General features: G+C 73.9%; 10 protein-coding genes and 1 pseudogene. 3 read left to right on the top strand and 8 right to left on the bottom strand.

What is annotated here, in order from left to right; genetic code table 11:
• Nucleotides 1-350: pseudogene (locus G5C65_RS19945) on the bottom strand (class I SAM-dependent methyltransferase); the annotation flags it as partial.
• Nucleotides 351-479: 129 nt separating this feature from the next.
• On the opposite strand from G5C65_RS19945, the gene G5C65_RS19940 reads away from it, so the two are divergent.
• Complete coding sequence (locus G5C65_RS19940; RefSeq protein WP_420903335.1) at nucleotides 480-1,919, top strand: MFS transporter; 1,440 nt, start codon at nucleotides 480-482, stop codon at nucleotides 1,917-1,919.
• A gap of 104 nt (nucleotides 1,920-2,023) precedes the next feature.
• Here the strand turns inward: G5C65_RS19940 and G5C65_RS19935 are convergent, their stop codons facing one another.
• Together G5C65_RS19935 and G5C65_RS19930 are read right to left on the bottom strand one after the other, a co-directional pair.
• Nucleotides 2,024-2,629 (bottom strand): response regulator, encoded by a 606-nt coding sequence (locus G5C65_RS19935; protein WP_165300243.1) that lies wholly within the window; start codon nucleotides 2,627-2,629, stop codon nucleotides 2,024-2,026.
• Nucleotides 2,626-3,714 carry a TerD family protein gene (locus G5C65_RS19930; protein WP_165300242.1) on the bottom strand — a complete coding sequence of 363 codons (1,089 nt, stop codon included), beginning with the start codon at nucleotides 3,712-3,714 and terminating at the stop codon, nucleotides 2,626-2,628. The genes G5C65_RS19935 and G5C65_RS19930 overlap by 4 nt, the downstream gene beginning before the upstream one ends.
• Before the next feature lie 280 nt (nucleotides 3,715-3,994).
• Between G5C65_RS19930 and G5C65_RS19925 the strand changes: the two genes are divergently transcribed.
• Complete coding sequence (locus G5C65_RS19925; protein WP_165300241.1) at nucleotides 3,995-4,564, top strand: DUF6643 family protein; 570 nt, start codon at nucleotides 3,995-3,997, stop codon at nucleotides 4,562-4,564.
• An 87-nt stretch (nucleotides 4,565-4,651) separates the two neighbouring features.
• Here G5C65_RS19925 and G5C65_RS19920 read toward each other — a convergent pair whose 3' ends face one another.
• The 5 genes from G5C65_RS19920 to G5C65_RS19900 form a co-directional block, all read right to left on the bottom strand.
• On the bottom strand, nucleotides 4,652-5,023 hold the full coding sequence (locus tag G5C65_RS19920) for a DUF779 domain-containing protein (protein WP_165300240.1): 372 nt from the start codon (nucleotides 5,021-5,023) through the stop codon (nucleotides 4,652-4,654).
• Nucleotides 5,023-6,546 (bottom strand): acetaldehyde dehydrogenase ExaC, encoded by a 1,524-nt coding sequence (exaC, locus tag G5C65_RS19915; protein WP_165300239.1) that lies wholly within the window; start codon nucleotides 6,544-6,546, stop codon nucleotides 5,023-5,025. The genes G5C65_RS19920 and exaC overlap by 1 nt, the downstream gene beginning before the upstream one ends.
• Before the next feature lie 266 nt (nucleotides 6,547-6,812).
• A complete protein-coding gene (locus G5C65_RS19910; RefSeq protein ID WP_165300238.1) occupies nucleotides 6,813-8,018 on the bottom strand; it encodes a GAF domain-containing protein in 1,206 nt (401 codons plus the stop codon).
• A gap of 82 nt (nucleotides 8,019-8,100) precedes the next feature.
• A complete protein-coding gene (locus G5C65_RS19905; RefSeq protein ID WP_165300237.1) occupies nucleotides 8,101-9,492 on the bottom strand; it encodes a family 2B encapsulin nanocompartment shell protein in 1,392 nt (463 codons plus the stop codon).
• A gap of 32 nt (nucleotides 9,493-9,524) precedes the next feature.
• Complete coding sequence (locus G5C65_RS19900) at nucleotides 9,525-10,946, bottom strand: family 2B encapsulin nanocompartment shell protein (RefSeq protein ID WP_165300236.1); 1,422 nt, start codon at nucleotides 10,944-10,946, stop codon at nucleotides 9,525-9,527.
• 406 nt (nucleotides 10,947-11,352) lie between these two features.
• Between G5C65_RS19900 and G5C65_RS19895 the strand changes: the two genes are divergently transcribed.
• Nucleotides 11,353-11,973, top strand: a complete 621-nt coding sequence (locus G5C65_RS19895) for an Rv1733c family protein (RefSeq protein ID WP_165300235.1) — start codon at nucleotides 11,353-11,355, stop codon at nucleotides 11,971-11,973.
• Nucleotides 11,974-12,029 lie beyond the last annotated feature (56 nt).

Below are 12,029 nucleotides of genomic sequence, written 5' to 3'. Positions count from 1 at the left end.
ACGTACGGCTCCAGCCCGGCCGCGTGCAGGGTGCGGCGGAAGACCGGCAGGGTGTCCATCCGGCCCGCCCCGGGGTCCACCAGCTCCGGGTCGTGGTACTCCCAGCCCGGCTGCTGCTCCTCGCTGCCCCGGTGGTGGTCGACGGTGAGCGCGGTCACGCCCGCGGCGCGGGCCGCGTCGGCGAGCAGCAGCGTGGAGCGGCCGCAGTAGCTGCCGACCTCCAGCAGCGGCAGGCCCAGCCGCGCCGCCTCGGCGGCTGCGGCGTACAGGGCCAGGCCCTCGTCGGCGGGCATGAAGCCCTTCGCCTTCCCGAAGGCGGCGAGAGTGTCCGGGGACGGTGACATGCTCATGGGGGCCATCGTGCCGGAGGGCCCGGTCAGCCCCTTCCCCGGGGGTCGCACGGCGCGCCGCCGAGGAGGAGGGGGCGGCCGGGGGCGGCGCCGAAAACCCTTACCCACGACCGCCCCGGACGGGTGAGGATGGCGCGCATGACTGCCCAGCCCGCCTCCGACGCCGCCACCTCCGGCCCGGCCGCGCCCCGTTCCCGTCTCTGGGCCGTCGTGCTGGCCGCGTGCGCGGGCCAGTTCCTCGTCGTACTCGACGTCTCCGTCGTCAACGTCGCGCTGCCCTCCATGCGCGCCGACCTCCACCTCAGCGGGACCGGGCTGCAGTGGGTCGTGAACACCTACACCCTCACCTTCTCGGGGCTGATGCTCCTCGGCGGGCGGGCCGCCGACCTGTTCGGGCGGAAGCGGATGTTCCTGGTCGGACTCGCGCTCTTCACCGCCGCCAGCCTGGCGGGCGGGCTGGCGCAGCAGCCCTGGCAGCTGCTCGCGGCCCGCGCCGTACAGGGCATGGGCGCGGCCGTGCTGGCGCCCGCCACGCTGACCATCCTCACCACCTCCTTCCCGGAGGGCCCCGCGCGGACCCGGGCGATAGGGACCTGGACGGCGGTCGGCGCGGGCGGCGGAGCGGCCGGCGGCCTCGTCGGCGGACTGCTGACCGACGCGCTCTCCTGGCGCTGGGTGCTGCTGATCAACGTCCCCGTGGGCGCGCTGGTGCTGGCGGGCGCGGCCGTGTGGTTCGCCGAGAGCCGGGCCGACGGGGCGCGGCGGCGGCTCGATGTGCCGGGGGCAGTGCTGGTCACCGGCGGGCTCGCGGCCGTCGCGTACGGCATCGTCCGCACCGAGTCGGCGGGCTGGACGGCGCCGGACGCGCTCGGACCGCTGTTCGCCGGGCTGGTGCTGCTGGGCGCTTTCGTCGCGGTGGAGGCGCGTACGGCGGTGCCGCTGGTGCCGCTCCGGCTCTTCGGACACCGCTCGGTGTCCTCGGCGAACGCCGCCATCTTCGTCAACGGGCTGGCGATGTTCGCGATGTGGTACTTCCTCTCGCTCTACACCCAGAACGTGCTCGACTACACCCCGCTCCAGGCCGGGGTCGCGCTCATCCCGCACTCCCTCAGCATCGTGCTGGGCTCCAAGCTCGCCCCGCGGCTGATGGCCCGGATCGGCGACCGCGGCCTCGCCATGACGGGTTCCGCCCTCGCCGGGCTCGGCTATCTGTGGCAGGGCGCGATGGACGCCCAGGGCGGCTACCTGGACACGCTGCTCGGGCCCGGCATCGTGATGGCGCTCGGCGCCGGGTTCGCCGCCACGCCGCTGGCGACCATCGCCACCTCCGCCGCGGCGCCCCGCGACGCCGGGCTGGTCTCCGGCCTCTTCAACACCTGCCGCACCATGGGCGGCGCGCTGGGGCTCGCCATCCTCTCGACGGTGGCGGCGTCCCGGATCGCGGGCGACGAGACGCCGGGGGCGCTGGCGGCGGGCTACGCGCGGGCCTTCCAGACGGGCGCGGCCGTGCTGTTCGCCTGCGTCCTGTTCATGGCCCTGGCCCTGCCGAAGGCGTCCCGGAGACCCTAGTGCCGTGGCTGCCGGGCCCCGCTTGCCCCGGTCCGTGCCCTGCGGACTGCGGCGTCGCCGTGGCTGGTCGCGCAGTTCCCCGCGCCCCTGGCGGGGCGCGCCTCCTAGAGCCAGCCCTGCCGGCGGGCCGCGCGGGCCGCTTCCATCCGGTTGCGGGTCCCCGTCTTCCCGATCGCGGACGAGAGGTAGTTGCGCACCGTCGCAGGGGAGAGGTGCAGCCTCTCCGCGATGTCGGCGACTGTCGCCCCGTCCACCGCAGCGGCCAGCGTCTCCCGCTCCCGCCGGGTGAGCGGGTCGGGTCCGGCTCTGAGCGCGGCGGCGGCCAGCGCGGGGTCGATGACCTGCTCTCCGGCCAGCACCCGCCGGATGGCGCCCGCCAGCTCCTCCACCGGCCGGTCCTTGACCAGGAACCCGGCGGCGCCCGCCGCCATCGCGCGGCGCAGATAGCCCGGCCGGCCGAAGGTCGTCAGGATGAGCACCCGGCAGGAGGGCAGCCGGGCGCGCAGCTCGGCCGCGGCGTCCAGCCCGCTGCACCCCGGCAGCTCGATGTCGAGCAGGGCGATGTCGGGTTCTGTCTCCACCGCCGCGGGCACGATCGTGTCGCCCGCGGCCACCTGGGCGACGACCTCCATGTCGTCCTCCAGGCCGAGCAGCAGCGCCAGCGCGCCGCGCATCATGCCCTGGTCTTCCGCCAGCAGGACCCTGGTCACGAGGCCGCCTCCGTCAGCTCCGGCTCGGCACGCTCCGCCGCGTCCACGGGAAGCTCCGCGACGACGCGGAAGCCGCGCCGGCCGTCCGGGCCGGAGTCCAGCGTGCCGCCCGCGGCGGCCAGCCGTTCGGCGAGCCCCTTGAGCCCCGAGCCGCCGACGGGCCCGCCGCCTGTCGCACCGGAGCCCGCGGGACGCGCCGGGCCCCGCCCGTCGTCGGTGACGGTCAGCCGGGCCCGCTCCTCGCCGGCCCGCACCTCGATCTCGCAGCGTGCGGCGCAACTGTGCCGTACGGCGTTGGTGGCGCACTCCCGCACCACCCAGCCCAGCAGCGCCTCGGCCTGCGGCGGCAGCGGCGGCCCCGACTGGCGGACGACGGGCTCGATGCCCGCCGCCTCCAGCGCGGAGCGGGCCCGCTCCAGCTCGGCGGCCAGGCTGCCCTCGCGGTAGCCGGTGACGGCCTCGCGGATCTCGGTCAGCGCCTGCCGCCCGACGGCCTCGATGTCCGCGGCCTGCGCGAGTGCCGCTTCCAGGTCCCGGGGCGCCAGCCGGCGCACCGCCTCCGCCTTGATCACGACGACCGACATGGTGTGCCCCAGCAGGTCGTGCAGGTCCCGGGAGAAGCGCAGCCGCTCCTGCTCCACGGCGGTGCGGGCCAGCTCCCCGCGCGCTTCCCCCAGCTCGCGCACGGTGTCGAAGAGGCTGAGCACCGTGGCGGTGACCATGCCCGAGACGAAGGTGCCGTAGCCGATGCTCGGCCCGCTCCAGCTGTCGCTGTCCCAGCCCGCGATGGTGCCGGCCGAGGCGGCGAGCACGATGCGGTCGATCTCCGGCTCGACGCGCCCGAGGTCCACGCCCAACGCGTCGGCGCTCGCGGCGCCCTGCGGGTTCTTGCCCTCGTACCGCACGGCGTCCGACGCGTGCCGGGGCTGGTTGTAGAAGACGAAGTCGCTGTCCGAGCGGACCTTCCCCGCCTGGGTGAGCAGGAGCGCCGACGCGTCGACGTCCGGGACCCCAGGCCCGGAGCGCCAGCCCAGCTCGATCCGTACCGCCCCGGCCGCCACGGGAACGTTGGTTCCCTTGCTCATTGTCATCCCGGTCCCCCTCTGCTCGCTCTCGTCATGCGCACTCACACTCTGGCGTGTTCGCGCTCTTCCGCGCGCCGGGCGCGCCCGTCCAACCTATTCCACGGCCGTGTGCACACCGTGTCCCCCGTAGGAGCACACGCCATTTACCGGATTCCACCGCACCTTGGGGGCCGTTTTCTGGGGTTTCGCTCACATTGGTGACCCGTGGTCACTCCGAGCACGCGGAACCGTCCGGACACCCGACTCCCCAACGGCCACATTTTGGGCTTAACTTATGGGCATGACCTCCCCCCGCAGCTCTTACGGCGGCGGCTACTACGCTGCACCCAGCTACCCCGAGACACCGATCTACGACATGCTCGTCGCCGAGCGGGGCACGCCGCAGATCGCTCCCATCAGAGTGAACTCGCCGATCTACGACACGGGCAGCAGCCTCCCGGCACTCCCGGCCGCGCTCCCGCCGGGACCGGGCCAGCAGCCGCCGGCGCCCGCGTACGGCGGCGCCCCGGCACCGGCCGCGCCCCAGCCGCCGATGCCGCAGCAGATGACGCAGCCCGCGCTGCCGCAGGCCGCACTGCCGCCGGCGCCCACGCCGCTGCAGCAGGCCCCGGCCGCGTACGGCCATCCGCAGCCGCAGGCGCCGACCCAGATGCAGACGCCCGCCCGCGGGTACGCGGCTCCGCCGATGCAGCCGCAGCCGTATCCCCAGCAGCAGGCGCAGCACCCGCAGCAGCAGGCGCAGCACCCGCAGATGCGGCCGGTCGCGCCGCGTCCGCCCGTGCCGCGCCAGGTGCCGGGCGGCTACGAGGACCCGTACGGCGGACACCAGTACCCCGGCCGCGGCTACTGACACCGAAACCCGCGGGCCACGGGTGGCCGGGAAGCAGCGGTTGCGGGGGTCCCCGCCGCTTTCCGGCCACCGCGGGCGCGCCGCGGGTCACTCCTCCAGCAGCCGTGAGCGGATGAGGAAGCGGACGCCTTCAGGCGCCTCCAGCGAGAACCCGCCGCCCCTCCCCTCGACCACGTCCACCGTCAGATGGGTGTGGCTCCAGTACGCGAACTGGCTCGCCGACATCCAGAACGGCACCGGTTCCGCGACGCCGTCGACGGCCAGCTCGCCGAGCAGGACGTCCGCGTCGCCGGTGCGGAACTCACCGCGCCCGTAGCACATCGGGCTGCTGCCGTCGCAGCAGCCACCGGACTGATGGAACATCAGCGGCCCGTGCTTCACGGTCAGCGCCCGCACCAGCTCCGCGGCCTCGGGGGTGAGGGCCACCCGCTCGACGGGTCCGGCCGGCCGGGACGCCATCAGAACAGCCCGAGCTTCTTGGGCGAGTAGCTGACCAGCAGATTCTTGGTCTGCTGGTAGTGTTCGAGCATCATCTTGTGGGTCTCGCGCCCGATGCCCGACTGCTTGTAGCCGCCGAACGCGGCGTGCGCCGGGTAGGCGTGGAAGCAGTTCGTCCACACCCGGCCCGCCTGGATGGCCCGCCCGGCGCGATAGGCCAGGGTGCCGTTCCGGGTCCACACGCCCGCGCCGAGGCCGTACAGCGTGTCGTTGGCGATCGTCATCGCGTCGTCGAAGTCGGTGAAGCCGGTGACGGAGACGACGGGGCCGAAGATCTCCTCCTGGAAGACGCGCATCTGGTTGCCGCCCTCCAGAATGGTCGGCCGGACGTAGTAGCCGCCCTCCAGCTCGCCGCCCAGCTCCGCGCGGGCGCCGCCGGTCAGCACCCGGGCGCCCTCCTGGCGGCCGATGTCGAGGTAGGAGAGGATCTTCTCCAACTGGTCGTTGGACGCCTGCGCGCCCACCATGGTGCCGGTGTCCAGCGGGTGGCCCTGGACGATGGCCTCGGTGCGCGCGATCCCCGCGTCCAGGAAGCTGCGGTAGTGGGTCCGCTGGATGAGGGCGCGGGACGGGCAGGTGCACACCTCGCCCTGGTTGAGGGCGAACATGGTGAAGCCTTCGAGCGCCTTGTCGTAGAAGTCGTCACCGTCGTCGGAGACGTCCTCGAAGAAGATGTTGGGGCTCTTGCCGCCCAGCTCCAGTGTGACGGGCTTGAGGTTCTCCGAGGCGTACTGCATGATCAGCCGCCCCGTCGTCGTCTCGCCGGTGAAGGCGACCTTGGCCACGCGCGGGTTGCTCGCCAGGGGCTTGCCCGCCTCGGCGCCGAAGCCGTTGACGATGTTGACGACGCCGGGCGGCAGCAGGTCGGCGATCAGGCTCATCCAGTAGTGCACGGAGGCCGGGGTCTGCTCGGCGGGCTTGAGGACGACGGCGTTCCCGGCGGCCAGCGCGGGCGCCAGCTTCCAGACGGCCATCAGGATCGGGAAGTTCCACGGGATGATCTGCCCGACCACGCCCAGCGGCTCGTGGAAGTGGTAGGCGACCGTGTCCTCGTCGAGCTGGGAGAGCGACCCCTCCTGGGCGCGGATGACGCCCGCGAAGTACCGGAAGTGGTCGATCGCCAGCGGGATGTCGGCGGCCAGCGTCTCCCGCACCGGCTTGCCGTTCTCCCAGCTCTCGGCGACCGCCAGGGCCTCCAGGTGCTCCTCCATGCGCTGGGCCACGGCGTTCAGGACCTGGGCGCGCTCCGCCGGGGGCGTACGGCCCCAGCCGGGCGCCGCATCGTGCGCGGCGTCGATGGCGCGCTCGACGTCGTCGGCCGTGCCGCGGGCGATCTCGGTGAAGGGCTGACCGGTGACCGGGGTGGGGTTCTCGAAGTAGCCGCCCTGCTTGGGCGCGACATAGCTCCCGCCGATCCAGTGGTCGTAGCGTGTCTGGTACGCCATCAGGGCGCCCTCGGTGCCAGGTGCTGCGTAGCGGCTCATCCGCTGCCTCCCTTGAGGACCGTGGGTGGGGTGCCGCGCCGGCCGGCCGCGACGGGTGCACGGCCCGCGGCGCGCGGTCAGGGGCCGCCCCGGACGAGCACCGGAGGGGCGGGTCGGTGCCCCGGAGGCGGTCTCCTGGACGGAGGGTAGGGGGCCGCACGTTGCGCGGACGTTGCACGCACGCTCCGAGCACGCACGCTCCGAAGACGCGGCTTCATCACCACGACGGGGCAGCCCCGACCCAGCACGAGCCGCCGGACACGGCACTAGGCGGACCGCAGCCGGTCCCGTGCCTCCAGGTCGCCCTCGCCCCACGGGCTGCACAGCCAGCCCTCCAGCAGTGCGGGGTCACCGCTCGCCAGCACGCCGCGGCGCAGCCGCTGCTCCAGCAGCAGCCGCAGCCGCAGCACGCCGGGCGCCTCGGAGCGCGGCAGGACGGGCCCGGGATACCCGGCGACCGCGGCCCTGACATCGCCGGCGTCCAGCGCTTCACCGACCGCGTCCCGGTCGGTGGCCAGCCGCTCCCGCAGCCGGTACGGGCGGGAGAGCAGCAGCGGGCCCAGCAGGTGCCGCAGCCGGGAGAGCTCGGCGCGCAGGGTGACGGGGTGGACGTCGCGCTCGCCGTACAGCTCGTGGCCGAGCCGGTCGCCGGTCAGCCCGTCGGGGTATGCGGCGAGCAGCAGCAGGATCTCGCTGTGCCGCGGGCCCAGGCGCAGCGGCCGGCCGGTGGCGCGGGTGTAGGGGGTGTGCAGCAGGGCCTCGTCGCGGCCGAGGACGTCCAGGGTGTAGGCGGCGGTGCGCGGCGGAGCGGCCGGGGCGAGTTCGGCGAGCCGCGCCTCGGCGGCGCGCGCGGTGGCCTGGACGAGGGCGAGGCTCTGCGGTGCCGCGAGGTGGTCGCCGCCGGTGATGTCCACGGCGCCGAGGACGCGGCCGGTGCGCGGGTCGTGCACCGGCGCCGCCGCGCAGGTCCAGGACTGCACGGGGCGGCAGTAGTGCTCGGCGGCGAAGATCTGCACGGCGTGGTCGAGGGCGAGGGCCGTGCCGGGCGCGTTGGTGCCGCTGGTGCGCTCGTCCCAGCGGGCGCCGGGCACGAAGTTCATCCGCTCGGCGCGGCGCAGCACCTGGGGGTGGCCCTCGACCCAGAGCATCCGGCCGCGTGCGTCGCAGACGGACAGCAGATGGGCCCCGTCGTCGGCGATGGAGCCCAGCAGCTCGCGGACGAGCGGCATCACGCCGGCGAGGGGGTGGGCCGCGCGGCAGTCCGCGAGTCCGTGGTCGTCCAGGTCGATACGGGCGACGCCCTCGGGCTCGACGCGGGCTCCGGCGCAGCGGCGCCAGGAGTCGGCCACCACGCCCCGTACCGGCGCCGTGATGGCGCCTTCGGCCAGGAACGCCTCGTGAGCACGCCGCACCTGGCCGGCGCGTTCGGCCGGGTCCCCTCCCGCTTCGAGTGCGAGCCACGGATTCCGCACACCGTCATCGTGCCGCCGCGCCCGGCGGCAGACAACGCCCCGCGCACGGCGGGCGCGGGGCGTGGCCGACTCTCGCCGTGTCTCAGAGCTCCACGTCCTCCAGGATGCCGAGCGCGTCGGGCACCAGTACGGCGGCGGAGAAGTAGGCGCTGACCAGGTAGGAGAGCACCGCCCGGTCGTCGATGCCCATGAAGCGGACGTTGAGGGAGGGGTGGAGCTCGTCGGGGATGCCCGTCTGGTGCAGGCCGACGACGCCCTGGTCCTCCTGTCCGGTGCGCATGGCGAGGACGGAGCTGGTGCCGTCCTCGCGGATGGGAATCTTGTCGCAGGGCAGCAGCGGGACGCCGCGCCAGGTCGGCACGCTGGTGCCCTCGCAGTCGGTCTGCCCGGGGTAGACGCCCCGCCTGCTGCACTCGCGGCCGATGGCGGCGATCGCGCGCGGGTGGGCCAGCAGATAGCGCGTCTTGCGGCGGCGCGAGATCAGCTCGTCCATGTCGTCCGGGGTGGGGGGCCCGCTGCGGGTGTGCAGCCGCTGGCTCAGGTCGGCGTTGTGCAGCAGGCCGAACCCGCGGTTGTTGACCATCTCGTGCTCCTGGCGCTCGCGCAGCGCCTCGACGGTCAGCCGCAGCTGCTCCTCCAGCTGGTTCATCGGGTGGTTGTAGATGTCGGTGACCCGGCTGTGCACCCGCAGCACGGTCTGGGCGACGCTGAGCTCGTACTCCCGGGGGCTCAGCTCGTAGTCCACGAAGGTGCCGGGGAGCTGGGCCTCGCCGCTGTGCCCGGAGGCGAGGGCCACATCGGCCTCGCCGCGCCGGTTCTGCGGCGGCAGGCGGCGGCTCAGCACGCGCTCCAGATGGCCGCGCAGGGCCTCGGAGCGCTCCACCACCCGCTGGAACGCCTCGGCCGTCAGGGCGAGCACGGTGCAGCGGGTGGTGGCCTTGAGGGTGTAGCCCCAGGTGCCGGGCTGCGGGGTGAGGAGCTGGTCGCCCGCGTGGTCGCCGTCGGCGAGCACCCCGAGGCTGATCTCGTCGTCGTACTTGCCGGGGGCGAGCTTGACGAGCCTGCCGTGCGCGATGAGCAGGAGTTCGGCGGTGGCCTCGCCGCGGAGGGTGAGGTCCTCGCCTGCGGTGTACTCGCGCTGGGTGAAGGCGTCGGCCAGCGCGCTCAGCGCCGCCTCGTCGGTGAGGTCGCGCAGCAGCGGGATCTCCCGCAGCTCGGCGGGGATGACGCGGACGTCGGGGCCGGTGGACACGAACTCGACCCGGCCGTCGCCGAGCGTGTGGGTGGCCCGCCGGTTGACCCGGTAGGCGCCGCCCGTCGTCTCGATCCAGGGCAGCACCCGCAGCAGCCAGCGGGGCGAGATGCCCTGCATCTGCGGGGGCGTCTTGGTGGTGGTCGCGAGATTCCGCGCCGCGGCGGTCGCGAGGCTGGAATGCTGCTGATGGCCCCGCTGGTCTTCCGGATGAGTGGTCATCGGTTCCGTTTCCTTGTCCGTACGGGGATCCGTCAGCGTCCGACTTCCACGTCCTCCAGGACGCCGAGCGCATCGGGCACCAGCACGGCGGCGGAATAATAGGCACTCACCAGATAGGACATGATGGCCTTGTCGTTGATTCCCATGAAGCGGACGGAGAGGCTGGGCTGGTATTCGTCGGGGATTCCGGTCTGGTGCAGCCCGACCACTCCCTGGGTCTTCTCTCCGGTGCGCATGGCGAGGACCGAGGTGCTGCCGTCCTCGGTGACCGGGATCTTGTTGCACGGCAGGATCGGCACTCCGCGCCAGGCGGGCACGGCGTGCCCCTCGAACTGCACGTTCTGCGGATAGATGCCGCGGGCGCTGCACTCGCGGCCGATGGCGGCGATGGCCCGGGGGTGGGCGAGGATGACGCTGGGATTCTTCCACACGGTGGCGAGCAGCACGTCCAGGTCGTCCGGCGTGGGAGGGCCGGACTGGGTGTGCACGCGGTGCTTCATGTCCGCGTTGTGCAGCAGGCCGAAGTCGCGGTTGTTGACCATCTCGTGCTCCTGGCGCTCGCGCAGCGCCTCGATGGTCAGCCGCAGCTGCTCCTCCAGCTGGTTCATCGGGTGGTTGTACAGGTCGGCGACCCGGGTGTGCACCCGCAGCACGGTCTGGGCCACACTCAGCTCGTACTCCCGGGGGCGGAGTTCGTAGTCCACGAACGTGCCCGGCAGGGCGGGCTCGCCCTCGTGCCCGGAGGCCAGCTCGACGGCCGACTCGCCGTCCTCGGTGCGCTGCGCCGGGATGGTGGCGCGCGTGGCCTCCAGGTGCGCGCGGAGGCTGTCCGCCCGGTCGAGGACCTCGTCGAAGACGGCGCGCTCCAGGGTGAGCACGGTGCCGCTGGTGACCGAGGTGAGGGTGACGTCCCACGCGCCGGGCTCGCCGGTGAGGAAGCCGTCGCCGGCGAAGTCGCCGTCGGCCAGCACGCCCTGGGTGGTCTCCTCGTCGTACCGGCCGGGGCTGGTGGCGCGAAGCTTGCCGTGCGCGACCAGCACCAGGCAGCCGGGGCCGCCGCGCTCGGCGATGACCTCGCCGGCCCGGAAGTCGCGCTGCTCGCAGCGGTCGGCGAGGGCGGTGAGCGCGGCGATGTCCGGATATCCGGTCAGCAGCGGGAGTTCGGTCAGCTGCTGCGGGATGACGCGGACCTCCGCGCCGGCCGTGCTGAATTCCACCCGGCCGTTTCCGACCGTGTGGCTGAGCCGCCGGTTCACCCGGAACGTTCCGCCGGAAACCTGCACCCAGGGAAGGACTTTGAGCAGCCACCGCGAGCTGATCCCCTGCATTTGCGGGGGTGTCTTGGTGGTGGTCGCGAGATTCCGCGCCGCGGCGGTCGCCAGACTGAGCTGCGCCTGCTGGCCCTCCTCGGGCGCGCCCTCGCCGCTGGAATTCCGCTCTGTGGCCGTCGTCATCAGATTCCCAATCTCCGTCCTGGGACGATACGTTGATATGCGCCGCTGCACGAAGTTACTGGCGGCCCCGGCCACCGGCAATCGCTCAAAAGATTCCCCGGCTCCGTGAATGCCTCCCCGGTGGTTCGGGTAACAGGCCGCAATCGCCGCACGCACGGTAGCGGGACGCCGCCTTCCGTTACGCTCCGAAGCGACATGGCCCCTGCTACTGAAGGGGGCGCGAACAGGAGCACGGGGAGCTCTACCGGGGGCGTACGAGAATTGTTTCGCGCCCCCTTACGCCGGGGTCCCCGTCCGCTCAGTAAACTCGGTGCCCCACCGGGGGGAACGGGCCCGGACCACCCGGACCGCCACGCGACGCCCGGAACGGGGAAGACGCCCGGAACGGGGAAGGGGGTGAGCGGCGATGCGCACCATCGCGGGCCTGTGGCGCTGGCGCGGCAACCCGCTGTGCCGCGCCACCGACCGCCGCGAGGCGTGGCTGGCGCTGTGCGCCGTGCTGGTCATCGCCCTGGGCGCGCCGCTCGCCGGGCTGCTCAGCGCCCACGCCGCCGGTGCGGCACTGCACCGGGCGGCGCACGAGCAGCAGCGCGACCGGCAGCGCGTCTGGGCGACGGTCGTGGACACCGTCCATCCGCGCCCGCCGCTGAACGCGGAGCCCGAGTCCGTCTCCCGCCAGCAGGACCACCGCCGGGTACGGATCCGCTGGAAGGACGCCCGCGGGCACCCGCACACCGGATCCGTACCCGCGCGCCGTGCGGTGCGCCCCGGCGCACGCCTGAGGGTCTGGACCGACCGGCAGGGCCGGCTGTCCGGCCGGCCGCTCAGCCCGCGGGGCGCGTCCTCGCACGCGCTGCTCGCCGGGCTCGCGGCCGGCGCCGGCGTGGCGGCCGGAGTGGAGGCTCTCCGGCGGCTCGCGCTGCGCGGTCTGCTGCGGCGGCGCTACACGCGCTGGGGCGAGGAGTGGGACCGCGTCGGCCCGGACTGGGGACGGCCCGACTGGGGCCGCGCCGACAGCAGCAGCTGACCGGCTACGGCGGCGGCCGGCCGAGCGGCCGACGCTGCGGCGGACGGTCCTCGCCC

Origin of the sequence: Streptomyces boncukensis, from assembly GCF_011045075.1 — a bacterium.
Taxonomy (GTDB): domain Bacteria; phylum Actinomycetota; class Actinomycetes; order Streptomycetales; family Streptomycetaceae; genus Streptomyces; species Streptomyces boncukensis.
This window is presented reverse-complemented; position numbering and strand designations above follow the sequence as displayed.

Bases quoted from the DNA above. Each gene is read 5' to 3' on its own strand.
- G5C65_RS19940 (WP_420903335.1), top strand. From the start codon at position 480: ATGGCGCGCATGACTGCCCAGCCCGCCTCCGACGCCGCCACCTCCGGC.
- exaC (WP_165300239.1), bottom strand. From the start codon at position 6,546: ATGAGCCGCTACGCAGCACCTGGCACCGAGGGCGCCCTGATGGCGTAC.
- G5C65_RS19905 (WP_165300237.1), bottom strand. From the start codon at position 9,492: ATGACCACTCATCCGGAAGACCAGCGGGGCCATCAGCAGCATTCCAGC.
- G5C65_RS19920 (WP_165300240.1), bottom strand. From the start codon at position 5,023: ATGGCGTCCCGGCCGGCCGGACCCGTCGAGCGGGTGGCCCTCACCCCC.
- G5C65_RS19900 (WP_165300236.1), bottom strand. From the start codon at position 10,946: ATGACGACGGCCACAGAGCGGAATTCCAGCGGCGAGGGCGCGCCCGAG.
- G5C65_RS19925 (WP_165300241.1), top strand. From the start codon at position 3,995: ATGACCTCCCCCCGCAGCTCTTACGGCGGCGGCTACTACGCTGCACCC.
- G5C65_RS19895 (WP_165300235.1), top strand. From the start codon at position 11,353: ATGCGCACCATCGCGGGCCTGTGGCGCTGGCGCGGCAACCCGCTGTGC.
- G5C65_RS19930 (WP_165300242.1), bottom strand. From the start codon at position 3,714: ATGAGCAAGGGAACCAACGTTCCCGTGGCGGCCGGGGCGGTACGGATC.